This is a genomic window from Veillonella sp. VA142, assembly GCF_003992135.1.
GTDB lineage: Bacteria > Bacillota > Negativicutes > Veillonellales > Veillonellaceae > F0422.
The window spans coordinates 55,477-75,004 of sequence record NZ_RQVN01000008.1; the positions used below are offsets into that span (position 1 = coordinate 55,477).

The 19,528-nt window shown below is 40.0% G+C and carries 14 protein-coding genes; 1 reads left to right on the plus strand and 13 read right to left on the minus strand.

The genetic code is table 11. From position 1 onward, the window contains the following. The first annotated feature begins 300 nt into the window (after positions 1 to 300). Complete coding sequence (locus tag EO117_RS04725) at positions 301 to 1,197, plus strand: LysR family transcriptional regulator (protein WP_126939347.1); 897 nt, start codon at positions 301 to 303, stop codon at positions 1,195 to 1,197. Between the two features lie 46 nt (positions 1,198 to 1,243). Here EO117_RS04725 and EO117_RS04730 read toward each other — a convergent pair whose 3' ends face one another. From EO117_RS04730 to EO117_RS04790, 13 genes are all read right to left on the minus strand, one after another. Continuing rightward, the gene (locus EO117_RS04730; protein WP_126939348.1) at positions 1,244 to 2,569 is read right to left on the minus strand and encodes an APC family permease; all 1,326 of its coding nucleotides are present in this window, start codon (positions 2,567 to 2,569) and stop codon (positions 1,244 to 1,246) included. A gap of 1 nt (position 2,570) precedes the next feature. Then, entirely contained in the window at positions 2,571 to 3,296 is a 726-nt protein-coding gene (locus EO117_RS04735) for a gamma-glutamyl-gamma-aminobutyrate hydrolase family protein (protein WP_126939349.1), read from the minus strand. Between the two features lie 212 nt (positions 3,297 to 3,508). Beyond that, positions 3,509 to 5,059, minus strand: coding sequence for a citrate lyase subunit alpha (citF, locus tag EO117_RS04740; RefSeq protein ID WP_126939350.1), 1,551 nt, complete (start codon positions 5,057 to 5,059; stop codon positions 3,509 to 3,511). Continuing rightward, on the minus strand, positions 5,049 to 5,981 hold the full coding sequence (locus EO117_RS04745; RefSeq protein ID WP_126939351.1) for a CoA ester lyase: 933 nt from the start codon (positions 5,979 to 5,981) through the stop codon (positions 5,049 to 5,051). The genes citF and EO117_RS04745 overlap by 11 nt, the downstream gene beginning before the upstream one ends. Next, a complete protein-coding gene (locus EO117_RS04750) occupies positions 5,981 to 6,250 on the minus strand; it encodes a citrate lyase ACP (protein ID WP_126939352.1) in 270 nt (89 codons plus the stop codon). The genes EO117_RS04745 and EO117_RS04750 overlap by 1 nt, the downstream gene beginning before the upstream one ends. A gap of 122 nt (positions 6,251 to 6,372) precedes the next feature. Then, a complete protein-coding gene (locus EO117_RS04755) occupies positions 6,373 to 7,794 on the minus strand; it encodes a DASS family sodium-coupled anion symporter (protein WP_126939353.1) in 1,422 nt (473 codons plus the stop codon). 653 nt (positions 7,795 to 8,447) lie between these two features. Further along, positions 8,448 to 9,350 carry a LysR family transcriptional regulator gene (locus EO117_RS04760; RefSeq protein ID WP_126939354.1) on the minus strand — a complete coding sequence of 301 codons (903 nt, stop codon included), beginning with the start codon at positions 9,348 to 9,350 and terminating at the stop codon, positions 8,448 to 8,450. Between the two features lie 89 nt (positions 9,351 to 9,439). Next, positions 9,440 to 10,138 carry a Bax inhibitor-1/YccA family protein gene (locus EO117_RS04765; protein WP_126939355.1) on the minus strand — a complete coding sequence of 233 codons (699 nt, stop codon included), beginning with the start codon at positions 10,136 to 10,138 and terminating at the stop codon, positions 9,440 to 9,442. A 9-nt stretch (positions 10,139 to 10,147) separates the two neighbouring features. Continuing rightward, the gene (pyk, locus tag EO117_RS04770) at positions 10,148 to 11,884 is read right to left on the minus strand and encodes a pyruvate kinase (protein WP_126939356.1); all 1,737 of its coding nucleotides are present in this window, start codon (positions 11,882 to 11,884) and stop codon (positions 10,148 to 10,150) included. A gap of 10 nt (positions 11,885 to 11,894) precedes the next feature. Continuing rightward, positions 11,895 to 15,302: a DNA polymerase III subunit alpha gene (locus tag EO117_RS04775; RefSeq protein WP_126939357.1), complete on the minus strand. Its 3,408-nt coding sequence runs from the start codon at positions 15,300 to 15,302 to the stop codon at positions 11,895 to 11,897. A gap of 210 nt (positions 15,303 to 15,512) precedes the next feature. Continuing rightward, complete coding sequence (locus tag EO117_RS04780) at positions 15,513 to 16,364, minus strand: M48 family metallopeptidase (RefSeq protein ID WP_126939358.1); 852 nt, start codon at positions 16,362 to 16,364, stop codon at positions 15,513 to 15,515. A gap of 508 nt (positions 16,365 to 16,872) precedes the next feature. Next, a complete protein-coding gene (typA, locus tag EO117_RS04785) occupies positions 16,873 to 18,684 on the minus strand; it encodes a translational GTPase TypA (protein WP_126939359.1) in 1,812 nt (603 codons plus the stop codon). Between the two features lie 90 nt (positions 18,685 to 18,774). After that, positions 18,775 to 19,497, minus strand: a complete 723-nt coding sequence (locus EO117_RS04790) for a restriction endonuclease subunit S (protein WP_126939360.1) — start codon at positions 19,495 to 19,497, stop codon at positions 18,775 to 18,777. Positions 19,498 to 19,528: the final 31 nt, after the last annotated feature.

Consider the following 19,528-nt stretch of genomic DNA (forward strand, 5'->3'; position numbering starts at 1 on the left):
ATAGTCTAACTTACTTTTACGTTCCTGTACTATACAGGCAACAATACGACTCATTATATCATTCTCAATACACCTTTGTCTATATCCTACTTCTTATATAGGTTTATAGCCATAAGTTATAGTCTTGAAATATGTAACAATTAATATCATCCCTTAATAAATATAGGAGACGAATTGTAAAATTTATAGTACAATAGAAGAGTAAAGGTTAACAATAAGAGATCTATTGTACGATGATGTGCGCCCATGAATAGAAATGAACTAACATGACATCTGACTACGTATGTTTAGGAGGATACCATGGATACATCTTACTATTATAATTTTATCATCTTAGTACAAACGGGGAATATGACGCAAGCAGCAGAGATACTGCATATCACACAACCAGCTTTAAGTAAGCAACTCAAGTACTTAGAAGCAGAATTTGGTACCCCCTTATTAGTCATCAAACGCGGTCAACGTGGAGCTAGTTTTCATCTGACAGAAGCAGGCCGTATTTTTTATGAAAAAGCACAACAATTATGCTCTATCGAAGAGTCTACTTACGCTGATGTAAAACGCCTTAGTTCTGAAGTGGAAGGCACCTTACGTATTGCCTCCTCCGCCTCAAGGTCTACCGCCTTAATTCAACAATATTTGCATTTCTTTTCTCGTCAATACCCAATGGTGCGTTATGAAATTTATGAAGGATTAATGACCGATGTAACAGAATCCTTATTGAATGGTAGCGCTGAAATTGGTTTATGCAATGAGCAAATGGTAGATACCAACAAATTTGATGTTCTCTATACCCAAACAGAGGACTTATATGCGCTGTTTCGAAAAGATTTATTTTGGACAGACCGTGACTTGGAAAGCATTTCTTGGAAAGATATTTCTAAATGCCCTCTCAGCTTATCTGGTGGGTCTGTGCGCATGCTCATGCAAGCACATCACAATGATTTTTCTGCCTTAAATGTCATCTCTGTGACCACCACCAAGAGTTCCGCCATGGAGTGGGCTCAATCTGGACGGACCATCGCCATTATTCCTATGGATGCACAAGAAACAGTATCTCATCCAGATATGACACGTATTCGCTTATCCGAACTTACAAATACCTTCTATAAAGCATTCATCACTATCAAAGGGCAACCTTTATCTATGGTGGCGCAGCAGTTTTTAGAGTTTTACAAAGCACATTCTGGAGAATAATATAGTAATATAAAAGGGTCCCAAAGGACCCTTTTTTCATATCCAATTATAATTCTTCTGTTTCTTTGATTAAGCCCCGTTTTTTCTTATTTAGATATAAGAAATACAGTGGCAAGATAATAATACAACCACCAAGACCCCAAATCAATTGATTTGGTTTTGCTTGTGCCAACATCCAAAGAGATGTAATGATGGCAATCACAGGGATAATAATACCTCCTGGAATTTTGTACGGACGCTCTTTATGAGCCCATTTTTTACGGAAAATAATGACAGAAACACAAGTTGGTAAATACTGCGTAAACCGAGATACGGCACTGATAGCTGCCAATTGAACAAAGCTACCACTCCATGCTAGTAATAAGCTAAATATACCTGTCACAATACATGCTACAACTGGTGTTCCCCAACTAGTACGTTTGGCTAGTACACTTGGTAACATACCATCTTCTGCCAATGACGTTGCAATACGAGGTCCTAGGAAGGACTGAGCAATGTTAATACCACCCATAGATAACAACGTACCAGCTAGTACGAAGTACATGCCCCATGGTCCCATAATTTGACCAAATGCCGTTTGCAATGGTGCTTTATCATTAGCAAGGCTATCCCCCATAATACCGATACATACTGCCAATACTAACATATATAGCACAGATACGATGATCATGACCGTAATGATGGCACGAGGTAAATTCTTTTTAGGATTTTCCATATCTTCTGCAGCTACCGCAATGGCTTCAAATCCAGTATACGCAAAGAATAGCAATATCGCAGTGGCTGCGAATGCTCCCGATACACCTCCATCTGAAAGTTCCACAAAATCTGGTACAAACGGTGTAAAGTTTGTTCCATTAATGGCAAACAACCCGATGACAATGAAAGCAAATAAAGGCACTAATTTAGATACGGTAATCAAGTTATTCAGAATTTTAGTCATATTAACGCCAATAATATTAATCACCGTTAATAAGACGATGATAATCGTGGCGATGACATCTTTCATAAAATCCCCAGATAGCGCTGGAATGGCTGCCCCTAAGGCTGTCGCAAATCCTACTGCCATAACTGCCCAAGCGATGAGTACAACAATCCATTTAAGAACACCTACTTCAAATCCCCAAAAGTCACCTAAGGAATGTTTTGCGTATAAATATGGTCCTCCATTACGAGTGAAGAATCCCGCTACTTCAGCAAAGCATAAGGCGATACAAATGGCAAGGAATGCATCAAATAACAGAACCCCTAAACTCGCTGGTCCCATAAGAGCATATGCTTTATTAGGCAATAAGAAAATCCCTGTCCCTACAATAGCGTTAATACCGAGGAGAACGATACTCCAAAAGCCAAATTTATTATCTTTTTGTTCCATATTAGACCTCTTTCTTAGCTACCTCTACAAAGTCTTTGAAAATCTCTGCATTCAACTCTGTATGACGCATCATTTCTGGATGGAATTGGTACGTACGTAAGTATGGGTAGTCTGTGCCTTCCATAGCTTCTACCACAGTATCTTTAGCACGACCTACCACCCGTAAGCCCTCCCCTACTTCTTTTACAATTTGATGATGATGCGAGTTAACCATTACTTCTTCTACGCCAACCATATCAAATAATTTGGAGTCCTTTTCAATCACCATAGAATGCGTTGGTAATCCTGCTGTTTGATTTTGTGAATGCTTGATTGTCGCAAAAGCAGGTAGATCTTGATACAAGGAACCTTTATGAGCAACGTTGATAATTTGATGTCCACGGCAAATCCCCATAATAGGAAGCTTGCATTCTTTTGCAAAGTCTAGTAGACGCATATCAAAAATATCTCGTTCTGGCCAAATCTCCCCCAAAGCACGTTCTGGTTCTTCTCCATAGAATTGAGGTGCAATGTCGTGACCGCCAGAAAGGATGAGCCCATCTAAGCGTTCTACCAAGGCTTTTAATGTAGTTTCATCTTCTTGAAATGGAATAATCACAGGAATACCACCTGCTTCTACTACAGATTGCACATAATCATCATTCACATAGGATCGTTTATATCCAGCAAATGGTCCCCCTTGGTCAATCATATGAGAACCTGAGATACCGATTAATGGTTGTTTCATAAGTAACACCTCTCCTTACCTATATAGAGTATACATATAGTACTATGATAAAGCAAAATCTAACATCTGACAAATATAAATATTTAATAAAATAACTTATTACTTAAATATGCTGTAATAACCGTTGTTATCTAGGAAAGGTAAACCCTAATAGAAAAGTGAAAGAGGGCCTAGACAGTAAGTCTGGCCCCCTTTTAATGATAATATGCAGTTTATAGCAATGGTTTACGTACTACGTCGATGATAGATCCATCACGATATTCGATGATAGCTACTACATCTTTAGGGTCTTGAGATACTTCAATTCCTTCTGGTTTACCAACCATATCGTACGCCATTTGTTGTAACTCTTCAATTGTGTAAATTGGCAAGTTAGAATCTTTGAAACGTTCGATCAAATCTTGGCGATTTGGATTGATTGCAATACCACGTTCTGTTACCAACACATCGATACTTTCACCTGGTGTGATAACTGTTTCCACGCGTTCACGAATCATTGGCAAACGACCACGAATCAATGGGCATGTAATAACAGTTACTTTTGCACCTGCTGCTGTATCGGAGTGACCACCAGAAGCACCCATCAAGATACCATTGGAGTCAGTCATGCAGTTTACATTGAAATCAGTATCGATTTCTGTAGCACCCAAGAAAACTACGTCTAAGTAGTTTGTCATGCAGTCTATAGTAGGATCTGCATACATGGATGCACTCATTTCGATATGATTTGGATTAGTATCCAAAGATGCCGCTGCTGTTGTATCAAATGTTTGTGTATCATAGATGGCTTTGATGTGGCCTTTTTCAAGCATGCTTACTAGCACGCCTGTAGCACCGCCAACGCCAAATCCGCCAACAACGCCTTTTTTCTCTAATTTTTCACCGATAAATTTAGCTACTGCTAATGGAGCTCCGCCAGCGCCCAATTGGAAGGAGAACCCTTCTTGAATAATACCAGCTTGATCAAGGAATTCAGCCGCCATTTCAGCAATTTTGATTTGTACAGGATTTTTCGTAATCCCTACGGCACCAGATGCGATACCTTCTGGGTCACCGATAGCTTCTACTTCAACGATGTAATCTACATCTGTTTGCGGAATGGAGATAGGATATACATAATCAATTAGGTTGTCTGTTAACAATACAGTTTTATCTGCATAGTGGGAGTCAACCATAGCGTAACCCAAGGCACCGCAAGCAGATTTGCCTTTACGGCCTGTGGCATTACCACGGTGGTCACAAGCAGGTACGCCCATGAAAGCTACATCAATGTGAGCTTCTCCAGTGCAAACTGCACGAGCACGTCCACCATGGGAACGAATCACTACTGGGCGTTTTAATACGCCTGGGTTCAAGCTTAAGAATTTACCCAATGCATCACGAAGACCAGATGTTTCGATGGCTGTTACTGTACCATCTTTAATCATATCGATTAAGAACTCATGACAAGGAGCCAAGGAAGAGTTAAGGATTGTAATATCTTTGATTCCTTTGGCTTGTACACGGTCCATCACAAGTTTCATCACATAGTCACCATTACGTAAATGATGGTGGAAGGAAATGGACATACCATCTTTCAAGCCTACTTTTTCAATAGCTTCATCGATGGATCCTAGTAATTTATTTTCACCTGGAGTGTGAAGTTTCACTGGTTTACCTGCACGTGTACCAGTTTCTGTCATAGCGAATTGACCTTCATATATACGACGACCTTGAAGGCATTCTAATTCCATAGGAATATCGCGACCAATTTTATTTAACATCGATTTCTGCTCCTTCCTCAAGTTCTACTTTGATACCTGCTGCACGGGCTTTATCTACCACGCGTTGTGCACGTACTACGATAGGACCGTCGATCATTTTACCATCTACAGCGATAACGCCTTTATTATTGCGAAGTGCTTCTGCATAGGAGTTCAACACTTTTACAGAATGAGCAATTTCTTTTTCATCTGGCGTGAACACTTCATGGATAATTTTGATTTGGCTTGGGTGAATGCAAGATTTTCCATCGTAACCAAGGGCTTTAATGAATTCTACTTCTTCACGGAAGCCTTGTGGGTCTTTTACATCGGAGAATACTGTGTCAAGTACACGGATACCTGCTTCACGAGCTGCATGAAGGATCGTTTGACGAGCAAATAACAATTCATGAGCTGGTTTATGTTTTCCTGTACGAAGGTCAGCACGGTAATCTTCTGCACCAAGAGCGATTGCTACTACACGAGGACCTTGTGCGATTTCACGTACATTGTATAGACCTTTTACGGATTCGATAGCTACGATAATGTTGATAGTACCTTCTTCCCAACCGTTCGCTTTTTCTACTTCTTCAATTTTCTTAGCAACAATTTCCACCTCAGATACATCTTCTGTTTTTGGAAGACGAATTAAGTTAGGTTTTGCTGGTACGATCACATCAAGGTCAGCATAACCATATGGAGTTTGTGTTGGGTGGTTAATACGAACTACGGTTTCACCTTTGAATTTCAAAGTTTTCAAAGTTTCTGCTGTTAGTAAACGAGCTGTATCTTTTTCTGTCACAGCTACGGAGTCTTCAATGTCAAACATGATGGAGTCTGCACCGTGGATATCAGCACTGTTGATCATTTTAGGTGTGTTACCTGGTACGAACATCATGGAACGAGATAAACGTTTTTTTGCTAATTCAGTTAATCGGCTCATTATTCTGCGCTCCCTCTTTCTAATGCACCCAATACACGGGCCTTAATCGTATAATCCCAAGCTGCTTTATCGATAGCCGTTACTTTCACGCCGTCGAAACCCGCTTCTTTTACCGTAGCTTCGATGAAAGCACGAATATGCTTACCATAGGCACGCTCAACTTTAGATTTTAATTCTACTTCAATACCAGATGCAATTGGTTCCACTGTTACCAATACATCATTTTTTTCATCAAAGCCAGCCATAGCTGCTTTCACTAGATGTTTCATAGCAAATCCTTTCTCACATAGGGAATATAGTATGAAAAGTCAGAGACCAGTGATATAGAATCACTGGATTCTGACTTCATTAACTAAAAATACTGTCTATCCATCTGATAGAACAAGGCTTATCAGATTAAGCCTACAATGGACCACCAAATTGGTCCAAAGCCAAGTGTTACCACTAATCCTAGTACAGCAACAACCGCACCGGTTACCCACCATTGACGAACTTCGTTGTAACCTTCACCAAAGATGATTGGGCCAGGGCCACCGCCAAAGTGAGTGACAGCACCACCAAAAGCATTCGTCATGAAGATCACAAGACCTAATGTCCAAGGGTCAATACCGGCTACTTTACCTACTGTAAAGAACACTGGCACCATCGCAGCAATGTATGCACTGCCGGATGCAAACAAGTAACGAACGGCTACGGACAATACCGCGATAACTACAAGAGCTAACATTTCATGATGTCCAAAGTTCATTTGTGCTTCTAATACCTTTGCTAACCAAATGAAGAAGTCTGCTTTTGTTAAAGCACTGGATAAACCAAGGATACCACCGAACCAGATTAATGTGTTCCAGCCACCTTTGTTTTGAAGAGCATCTTCCCATTTGATAGCGCCAAATATGTAGCAAGATACCATTGCCACTAAAGCAACTGCTGTAGCATCTAATGCAAACTTAATGCCTAGCATCGCTAGAATAGATGGCAATGCCCAACCAAGCAAGGATAAGAAGAAGATGGCAATTAATACTTTTTCACCTGTAGATACAGGGCCTAATTCTGCTAAACCTTCACGAGCAATTTTCTTATTGTCAATTTCTTTCAGTTCAGGTTTATTCAATATATAGGATACGAATGGAGTGATTAATAACAAGATCAAACCAGGTACGAATAAAGCTACTGCCCATGTTACCCAGTCAATGGAAATACCTAGGATTTTTTTGAAGTAATCCGCTGCTAATGCATTTGGCGCCATTGCTGTTAAGAATAACAGGGATGTTACTTTTGTTACCATGTATGTGTTGGTCATTAAGTAACGACCTACTTTGTTCGCTGTTTCACCAGGCTCAGAACCCAAGGATTTCGCTACGGAGTTCATGATTGGGAATACGATACCACCGCAACGTGCCGTGTTAGATGGTGTAGCGGGGGAAATAATTCCATCCAATAAGGCAGTCACGTAACCAAGACGAAGTGTAGTATGACCGAAGGCATCGATCATATGGTACGCGATACGACGACCCAAACCTGTTTTTACGAACGCTACGGAAATAGAAAATGCCGCGAAAATCAACCAAGTTGTGGTAGAAGCATATCCGGACAATACCTCTTTCGGATTGTTTAAGAATAATGCAGATGCACCAATGGCAGATACTACTGCTACTGGAGCTGGGAATGGCTTTAATACCAAACCAACGATAGCGGCTAAATAAAAGCCAAACAATTTCCAAGCGCCGTCGGCTAAGCCTTCTGGAGCTGGAGTGAACCAGATTATCAATGGGATAGCCCACGTAATCAAGGCATTGATGATTTTTTTGTTCATCTTGTGTCTCCTTACTACATAAGATATAAAAAACATTGCCTATGTTGCTTGCACTCATACTTTCTATAAACGTGAAACTTACTATATCAATAATTATATATAAGGGCGGTTCACCACTTACTAGAATACTAGAACGTGCAAATGTCTAGGCCTTTCTACGCTCTCATTATATCCAATGATTTCGTAAGGTAAAAATAAAAATCCTTTATAAGGCTTATAAAAAATTTATTATTTCTAAAAATTCTTCATATATGCATTTTAGGAATATTCAATAAACTATTGATATTATACAGTCCGCTCATTATTCCTACTAAATTGTTCCACATTTTGACAATATATATCTATGATAATTGCTACTTTTATATACATTAATAGTACGTTAATAGTCTTTTAAGCCAATCAAATGTAAGACTTAGGATGCTCTATGCACTGTAAAATACTTGGGCACACTGAAAGTGAGAGACACTGATACACAAAATAGTTTAACTACAACAAAGCCCACATGCAAAGAGAGCACGACTCTATTAGCTGCGCTCTCTTATGTAATATCTTATACTTTTATCAACTATAAAGACTGTTCCTCCAGACATGTCAATCTATCTATGTACATAGTTAGAGACATGCTGTTTGCTTACCATATGTACACCAATTTCTTAACTGTTATACCCTGGCAAGGTAACGATTTGGTGATTTTTATAATACTCTGTCACATAATCGATGAAAGTTTTCACCGCAATGAGCTTTGTACTTACTTCATCATGGAATAAATAGGTAGACCGCACCAATGGACGATTATCTTTCATCCGCAAAGGTTCTACATAAATACCATGTTCACGGCAACTACCAAGTCCTAAATATGGTAAAATAGCCCAGCCTAATCCTTCTCGCACAAAGTGACGGCAAGTCACCATAGAGTCTAGCTCCATAGCTGGTCTCACAGCCCCTACATTATGCTCTTTCTTCCAATTTTCCACCACTGTTGCAATGGAGCCATCCGTACGATAGTTAATCATCGGAATCTCTCGTAACTCCTTGTAATCTACAGGATGCTTGTATACTAAGCAATATGGTTCATCAAAGAGTCGAATCCCATTGGACACATGGTTATACTCGCCTCTAGCAAAGGCAAGCATCACTTCTCCAGAATTGAACATTTTATTTACATGAGAACTATAGCCTGTCTTCACTTCGATACGAATCTTAGGATATTGTTTTGTAAAATTATTGAGTAAGTGAGGCAATTCGTAATCCGCAAAATTGATAGATGCTGCGATTTTTAAGGTACCTTGTATTTTTCCTGTTACCCTTCCTATATTTTGTCGCAACTCCTCCCTAGATCGAATCATACGCCGACAATAATCGTAGTACAACTCACCTTCTGCTGTTAATGCAATCCCATCGTTCGTACGTATTAATAAGGGGCGTCCCAAAATATCTTCTACTTGCTTTAATCGATAGCTTAATGCAGGCTGTGAAAGAAATAGTTTTTCTGCTGCTTTCGTAATATTGCCTTCTTCCACAACGGTAACAAAGGTTTGCCATTCTTTTGCTTCCATAGTATCCCTCCTTACCATCTATATGAATTAACTGATTATATACTAAAGGGGAGCCTTATCGCTCCCCCACACTAGTGGTATATCATAAATTAACGACGACCGAAAATACGAAGTAAATTGATGAAAATATTGATGAAATCTAGGTATAAACCTAAAGCACCAATCAATTCCACACGTTCCAAGACACTTTCATCTTCATAAGCCACTTCCATGATGGCCCGTTTAATACGATATACATCATACATAGTAAATAAGGAAAAAATTCCTACGGCTATGTAGCTGTATACCAATAATCCAAAGTCGCTAGCCCCAAAGAACATCATAATCAAACTTGCAATGAGTAGCGCAATGACAGCACCCATCAAGAACGTGCCTAATCCAGATAAATCTTTTTTTACCACTACTCCTAAAAAGGCAAAGCTACCAAACACCGCTACAGCCCCTGTTAACGCATATACTACGACCTCAAAAGAGTAATGTAAAGCGATAGCAGTCAAGGTCAAGCCATTCATGATCGAGTAGATGAAGAACATGGCTTTCAGAAATGTGTTAGACGCCGTATATTGGCGGTAGGAAAATAAGAACACTACCGCCACTTCGGCTAACAAAATGATATTAAAATTAGAATGAGCAAAGCGCAACCAACTAGAGTTCGTTAACGCCATAAACCCAATAATCGCTGTAGTCAGTAAGCCCCAGACCATCCAAAGCATAGAATTGCGCAATTTACGATTCACAATTTCTTCGACTACCACTGTATCTGCTTGTGTAGGAATATGATACTCCATAATTATCTCCTATCTTGCGTTTGCAATACCTTCATAAACATTACCACGAATACCATCGACTGTTACGACTTGACCATTTGTCAATTGCGATTGATCATGAGCCCCTAAAATGACAGGAATACCAAATTGAATACCTGTAATCGCTGCTGTCGATGTGTATCCTTCTTCTGCAGTAATAATAGCACCCGCTCGTTTCGCTAATTCCATATATTCTGGCTCTAAATCACGAACTACCAAGATACTACCATCTGCCATAGGCTCTGTAGAGCCGCCGTGATAAATTGGTCCCGTTACAGATAGTTTACCAACTCCACGACCTTTAATCAATACATTGCCAGTGACATGCACACGAATCATATTCGTTGTGCCAGATAATCCAGACGGTACACCTGCTGTAACAACAACTAAATCACCAGATTGAATCAATCCTTCCCCTAAGGCAGCGCTCATAGCGCAGTGGACCATTTCATCAGAATTGGAATGGGAAGGTCCTTGAATAGCTGTCACACCCCAGTATAACTGCATACGGCGTAAGGCGCTTTCATGTGGTGTAACTGCAATGATTTGACAGTTTGGACGGTGGCGAGAAATGCTCATCGCCGTAATACCTGATTCAGTACAAGTAATGATGGCACTAGCGCCTAAGGAACGACCTACTTCTACAGTAGCAGAACAAATAGCATCTGTCGTTTTGGCTTCTTCTAACGGTACTGTATGATTACTATTCACATACAGATCAGATGTTTCAGTTACCTTCGCAATACGAGCCATAGTGGTAACTGCTTCCAACGGATAGTCACCACCTGCAGTTTCCCCAGACAACATAACCGCATCCGTACCATCTAATATGGCATTCGCTACATCACTAGCTTCTGCTCTTGTCGGTCTTGGGTTCGTTACCATGGACTCTAACATCTGAGTTGCTGTAATCACAGGCTTGGAGGCAGCATTACATTTTTGAATCATCATTTTTTGCAATACAGGCACTTCTTCGGCTGGAATCTCTACACCCAAGTCACCACGAGCTACCATCAATCCATCAGAGACTTCTAAAATTTCATCTAAATTACTAAGCCCTTCTTCGTTTTCGATTTTGGAAATGATACGAATATCTGCTCCTTTAGATTCCAAAATACGACGGATGGCCACTACATCACTAGCACGTTGCATGAAAGAAGCTGCTACATAGTCCACGCCCATTTCGCAACCAAACAACAAATCTTTTTCATCTTGTTCCGATACTGGTGGTAAAGATAGAGATACTCCTGGTACAGCTACGCGTTTGCGGTTGCTCATCATGCCAGTGTTCATAACTGTCGTATGAATCTCCGTGCCTTCAATAGAATCAATATGCAATGTCACTAATCCATCAGATAAAAGAATTTGTTTTGCCTCTTTCACATCGTCTGGTAGCCCTGCATGATTCACAGAGCAAATCTCCTTTGTTCCTTCCACATCTCTTGTAGTCAATGTGAAAGCTTGTCCTTCTTCTAGACATACTTTGCCTTCTTTGAACAAACCCAAGCGAATTTCAGGGCCTTTCGTATCTAGCATTAATGCCACAGGAATGCCCGTTCTAGTAGAGGCTAAGCGAACGAGTTCCATACGCTTTGCTTGCTCTTCATGAGAACCATGAGAGAAGTTAAAACGTGCCACGTTCATACCTGCTCGCAATAAGGATTCTACCATTTCTAAACTGTCTGTACTAGGTCCCATTGTACAAACAATTTTTGTTTTTTTATTCATTTCTATCTCCTTATAGTAACTCTACTGCATTCGCCCCTAGTAAGGCTTGCACACGCCCAATCGACTCTTTCGATGGGGTGAAATAAAAACTGCGATTCGTCGCTAAACTACGCTTTTGTCGTTGTAAGAATAAGGTTACCGGTGTATCTCCCTGCAATTCTTGCAACAGCTTTTGTAATTGCTGGCTCACTTGCGGTGTATCATGAGCCGCATCGATATGAATGCAAATCTGCCGCACTTTATCATATTCTACTTTTAATAGTTGCACAGAACTAGCAATACATTGCACGCCCTTTTCATCCGCATCAATACGCCCTTCGATGGCTACTACGCCATCTCGTTGCAATAGCATATGACTTTTTTGATACCCTTGTGGGAATACTACCACTTGCACAGATCCTGTGAAATCTTCCAAGGTTAAGGTACACATTTTTTCCTGTTTTGCCTTCGTTAATCGATCCACTTTTTCCGTAATCAATCCACCAATCGTAACAGTTTTACCATCAAAATCTTCTGGATTTTCTGCTAATCGTCCTAATTGAAATAGTCCTTCTAATTCATCACGATAGGCATCTAAAGGATGTCCAGTAATATAAAAGCCTGTATATTCCTTTTCATCTTTCAGCTTTAGTTCTTTAGGCAAGTCTGGCAAGTCTGGAACATGGATCGTTTCCATTTCCTCTACCTCCGCAAAGAGGCTCACCGCTCCTAAGGCACTATTTTTTTGTCCTTTAGAGCCAATGCCTTGCGCTTGTTCATAAATCTGTAGCAACTGATTTCGATTTTCTTTGAAAGAGTCCATCGCTCCACAGCGGATTAAACTTTCCAACAAACGCTTATTGACCACACGATATGGTATACGTTCGCAGAAATCAACAATGGATGTAAATTGCCCATGTGCCTTACGTTCTGCTAGTAATTCTTCGATCGCATTATCTCCTACATGTTTAATACCACCTAAACCAAAACGAATTTGTCCATTTTGTACGGTAAACATACGCTCTGAATGATTGATATCTGGCCCCAATACTGCTACTTGTTTCGCTTTACACACATTGATGTAATTCGTCATTTTATCCATATTGCCCATGAAGCTTGTCATAGTAGCCGCCATGAACTCTGGGAAATAATGAGCTTTCAAATACGCCGTTTGATATGCAATATAGGCGTAGGCAGCGGAGTGAGATTTATTAAATCCATAGCCCGCAAAGTATAGTAAGAGGTCAAATACTTCATTGGCCAACTCCTCATCAATACCATTATTCACAGAACCAGATACAAAGGAATCTCGTTGTGCTTTCAGTACCGATTCCTTTTTCTTGCCCATAGCTCGTCGCATTAAATCCGCTTGCCCCAAAGAGAATCCACCCATAGCAGAAGCAATCTGCATAACTTGTTCCTGGTATAGAATAACTCCAAAAGTATCTTCTAAAATAGGTTCTAAGATTGGGTGTAAATAGGTCACCTCTTTTTCTTTATGACGACGCTTAATAAAATCTTCTACCATGCCCGACCCCAATGGCCCCGGACGATAGAGTGCCACCAAGGGGATCAAATCTTCAAAATGTTCTGGCTTTAAATCCATTACCAGTTTCGTAATTCCTTCCGACTCCAATTGGAATACCCCTGCAGTTTCCCCTTTACATAAGATTTCACAAGATGCCTTGTCATCTAATGGGATGGCATCTAAGTCTAACTCAACCCCATGATTTTCCTTAATGAGACGTAATGCCTCCCCCATCACAGTCAAGGTGCGAAGCCCTAAAAAGTCCATCTTCAATAGACCTAGTTCTTCAATATTATCTTTATCATATTGCGTAACAAATCCATCTTCATTGGAGTTTTGTACCGGCACATACTCATCTAGGGGAGCTGCTGAAATTACAACTCCCGCTGCATGAGTAGAAGAGTTACGAGCAATGCCTTCTAGCCGTAAAGAAAGGTCGAATAACTCTTTTACAGATTCATCTGTATCATACAAATCTTTAAGTTCTTTTACCTCCAATGCCTTTTTCAAAGTGATACCCAATTCGTTGGGAATCATCTTAGCCAAGCGATTCACCTCTGGCAAAGGCATATCTAGGACACGACCTACGTCACGGATAACAGCACGAGCCGCTTCGGTACCGAAAGTAATAATTTGCGCTACTCGCTCTTGTCCATATTTTTCTGTTACATAGTCGATGACCTTATTGCGAGTTTCATAGCAGAAATCAATATCGATATCGGGCATGCTTACCCGCTCTGGGTTCAAGAACCGTTCAAAGAGCAAATCGTATTTAATAGGATCTAGCCCTGTAATTCCCAATAAGTAGGCAACCACAGACCCCGCCGCACTACCACGACCTGGGCCTACTAGTACCCCATGTTCTCGCGCATACTTAACATAGTCCCACACGATGAGGAAATAATCTTCAAATCCCATACGACTAATAACACCTAGCTCATAATCTAGTCGCTCTTGTAATACCGGTGTAACTTCTGGGTAAAATTGAGGAATATAGGACTCACACACCTTACGCAAATAAGAATGTGCCGTTTCTCCTTCTGGCACATCGAATTTTGGCAAATGCTGCGCATCAAAATTGAACTCTACATGGCAACGTTCCGCAATTTTCAACGTGTTATCCAAAACTTCTGGAATATGACCAAAGAGTTCTTCCATTTCATCGCCGCTTTTCATGTAAAACTCATTACTGAAAAACTTCATGCGATCTACATCATTCCGTCTTGCACCGGTAGCGATACATACTTTAATATCATGCGCTTCTGCATCGTCTGCATAGACATAGTGAAAGTCATTAGAACACACAAGTCCTACACCATACTGCTCAGCCATCTCTACTAATACATCTTGGACCCGTAATTCCTTCGGATCTCCATGGTTCTGAATTTCTAAGAAGAAGTTTTCCTTTCCATAGGTCTCAAGATACCATTCCAAAGCACGATGAGCGCCCTCAATATTGTCCTGTAAAATCAGTTGCGGGATTTCTCCAGCAATACAAGCACTAAGAGCAATGATACCTTTGTTATAGGTAGACAGTAACTCTCGGTCTGCACGAGGCTTACGGTAGAATCCTTCTGTGGAAGACTTAGACACAATTTTTACAATATTCTCGTACCCTTCCATCGTTTCCGCTAAGAGAATCAAATGTTTTAATCGTTCATAGGTTTTGCCTTCGGGGCGGTCAAAACGACTCCCTTCCGTCACATACACTTCACATCCTAAAATGGGTTTGATGCCTTGTGCCATAGCCTCTTTATAAAAATATATGGCACCATACATATTTCCGTGGTCCGTTAACGCTAGTGCAGGCATATTGAGTTCTTTCGCACGACTCACCATTTGAGGCAATCGACTAATGCCATCAATGAGGCTATATTCACTATGACTATGCAGATGTACAAATGGTCTCATGGGCCCTCCTTACTAACGCAATACGGTATGCTTTCATTTCCTTTATTATACCATAGATTGCGTGTTTCAGTGTACCGTGAAAGCGTTTGTCATCTATCAATCCATGGATGCTTACAAAATAAAAATGCCTATGTAATGTGCATAGCAAATTACATAGGCATTGCATTATTTAATAAACTTTACTTCTTGGTACATCGATGCTAGGTAACGTTATTTATAATATGCACGCATCTTTGCTTTTACCTGTTGCCAATTCGGCAACACATCGCTCATGACCTTGTAAAAGCGTGATGAATGGTTCGGCTCTATAAAGTGCGCAAATTCATGAACCATCACATAGTGTGCAAACTCTACTGGACCTAAGAGCAATCGTGTGTTCATGGTAATCTTGTCTTTAGCCGGCATACAAGATCCCCAGCGACTCATCATGTACCGCAATCGCACAATTGGTGTCGGCACGGTATAGCCCGCTTGTTGAAACTCACTATACACTTGTTGTGCTAATGTTTCCATGAAGTCCTGACCTATGGTTTTCCAAAAATTAAGCCACATCCGTTCTACTTTGCTAGGTTCTAGGACGTTAGGGTCACTTGGATATCGTACTAGCAATATATCGTTTGCGACTGTTACTGCATAGGCAGATGATTTTCCTCCTAATAGTTTACCGCTAGATGCATTGCGTGATAACAGATTCTTCTGTGATGGTTTACCTTCTGACAAATTGCCACATACTAAATTATCCTGCGAAGATATTTCCAAATAGACGGACACAGTATGTGGCTGTTCTAGCACTACTCGATACATCTGACCCATCACCATGATCTCTGTATCTAAGGCAGGTACCATGGGATGACCTCTTCTATCCTTTCGTTTTTGTAACGCTTTTTCTATGAAAGCTCGATGGCGGCAGATAAACTCTTCAATCATCCCTAGGGGGACAAGAGGAGAGGCAGACACTCGTACCAATCCACTGGTAGTGACACGAAGATTCATATTCTTCACTTGTTTTCTATGCAGTTCATACGTGATACTACCATCTGGCAACGTCCGAAGTTCTTTCATCTTCTCTCCTGTGTTTTCTATATCATCAATACTGTATTACTCATATATCTATTATAGGCTTTCACTCCTATAAAATACAACAAAATATCGATGCATAACAAAAAGCACAGAATTTGCCCTCTGTGCTTTTTATATATTTTATGAAAAAATCTGCTATAATAAAATTGTTGCCTACCCCAATCTGCAACGGAAAGGGGGTGACTGTATGGAAAGCATTTACTCTTTTATTATCTCTATTTTGGCAAGTGTAGTAGCTTACTATATTTGCAAATGGTTAGATAGAGAATAATTAGGCGACTAACCTCACTTTAGCATTAGTGTAATAATGCAGAACCCCCTAAGGACTTGCACTCCTTAGGGGGTTTGCTTTTTTGACCATACAGAATATATCTGCATTTACTCTTTATCTAGCTATAGTATATCATAATTACCTTATAAACTCCAGCCTTGTTTCATGAGAGATAGAAGCTAAGTCTTTCAATGGAATTACTCCATATAGCATATGTAATTATTTTGCTGCTTTTGCTGCTTTCGCACGAGCGGAACGATCCAAAATAGCTTTACGCATACGGATGTTTTCTGGTGTTACTTCTACCAATTCGTCATCGTTGATCCACTCTAAGGCTTGTTCCAAGCTGAAGATACGTGGAGGTGTTAAACGAACTGCCTCATCAGAGGAGCTAGAACGCATGTTTGTGACATGTTTCTTTTTATTAGGGTTTACGTCCATGTCGTTTTCACGAGCATTTTCGCCGATAACTTGGCCTGTGTAAACTGGCACGTTAGCACCTAAGAATAAAGTACCACGGTCTTGTACAGAGTTTAAGCCATATGGTGTAGTTTCACCGTCTTCGAAAGCTACTAAAGCACCGCGCGTACGGCCTGGAATATCCCCTTTGTATGGTGCATAGCCATGGAATACATGGTTCATGATACCATTACCTTTTGTAGCTGTTAAGAACTGCGCACGGAAACCAATCAAGCCACGAGCAGGGACTACGAATTCCATACGTAAGTAACCAGCTAATTCAACCATGTTGATCAACTCAGCTTTACGAACGCCCAAGTTTTCCATAACAGCGCCCATAAATTCTTGTGGCACGTCGATAGTTAAATGCTCCAATGGTTCACATTTTTGACCATTGATATCTTTGAAAATTACACGAGGTTTACCTACTTGTAATTCGTAACCTTCACGGCGCATCGTTTCGATCAATACTGCCAAATGCAATTCACCACGGCCAGATACTTTGAAAGAGTCCGGAGAATCTGTTTCTTCTACACGCATGGATACGTTAGTTTCCACTTCTTTGAACAAACGGTCACGTAAATGACGGCTTGTTACATATTCGCCTTCACGGCCTGCGAATGGAGAGTTATTAACGGAGAACATCATAGACAATGTTGGCTCATCAATGGAGATTGTTGGTAGTGCTTCTGGATTTTCTGCATCCGCCACTGTTTCACCAATGTTGATATCATCGATACCTACGAAAGCGATGATATCACCCATGCCCGCTTCATTTGTCTCTACACGATTTAGACCATTATATGTGTACACACGACCGATTTTGCCTTTACGAGTGCTTTCACCATTCATCAACACTACTTGTTGGTTTGGTTTCATACGACCACGAACGATACGGCCTACCGCAATTTTACCTACGAAATCATCATAATCAAGTGTGGTAACCATGAACTGCAATGGACCATCGATGTCGCCTTCTGGAGCTGGAATTTCTTTGATCAACACATCGAATAATGCTGTCATATCTGTGGAATCATCTTCCATGGATGCTTTCGCAATGCCATCACGAGCCGATGCGTATACCACTGGAAAGTCCAATTGATCATCGTCTGCTTCAAGTTCCATGAACAATTCTAATACTTCGTCTTCTACTTCATGAACACGTTGGTCTGGACGGTCAATTTTGTTAATAACCACGATTGGTTTCAAGCCTTGTTCCAATGCTTTACGTAATACGTATTTCGTTTGTGGCATAGGACCTTCGAAAGAGTCAACCAACAACAATACGCCATCAACCATGTTCAATACACGTTCTACTTCACCACCGAAATCAGCATGACCCGGTGTGTCCACGATGTTAATTTTCACATCGTTATGCATAACGGCTGTGTTTTTGGAAAGGATCGTAATCCCTCTTTCACGTTCTAGGTCGTTAGAGTCCATTACACGTTCAGCAACTTTTTCATTATCACGGAAAATATGGCTTTGTTTAAGCAATGCGTCTACCAATGTTGTTTTACCATGGTCAACGTGAGCGATAATCGCCACATTGCGAAGATTTTCACGAATCATTCTATACTCCTTTATCTACTTAAGTAGGGTATTCCTAATATTTGTACAAATCGTACTACGACAGTCTATTATATACTTTATTTTAGGATTTTACAAGGAAATAAGGCTCTCTGTGTATGAATCTAAATAAGCAAGCACTTTCTCCACACTTTCTTTTTCAAGGATTTTTATAAAGTTACTCATATATTCCCAGTGAAGTTCTCCATTTTTATTAATTGGTAATATTATTTTTTGTCTACGCATTCTCTTAGCATTAAATTTATATCCATATTGATACTTATTTTTTTGTGAAAGTATCACTTGTTTTAAAAATAAATATGTAAATTCATCACCATATTCTCTATTCTTAAATTTTATTCGTTTTACATCATCTGAGAAAATACAATCATATGAGTGATAAAAATTCTCTACAACACTACCATTATAATTAACACCCAATAAATTACTATCTAAACTTTTATTTGTATTTCCTACAAATTCAGTTACTCCATTGTTTGCATCACTAGCTCCAATAAATGGTATATCTCCTTCAATTTGGTCTGCCTTTGTTAACCGCACACCAGAACTTATATCTAAAATATCTTCCATCCAAAACTCTTTCCATTCGATTTCATAATGAAACAATTCAGGTTGAAGTTTTATAAGTTTATTTTCATAGTAAGAAACTACTTTCTCGCTTTGTAACTTCATCTCTTGTTTGATGTAATCTTCCATAAATTGCCAGTTAGGATTATCTTTTGAGTCAGTAGGAAGGATTATTTTAGTTCGGTTAATTGTATAATGAAATTGAACAATTGAATATAAAAAATCCATAGTGATTTCGTGGTATGATTATAGTGCTAAA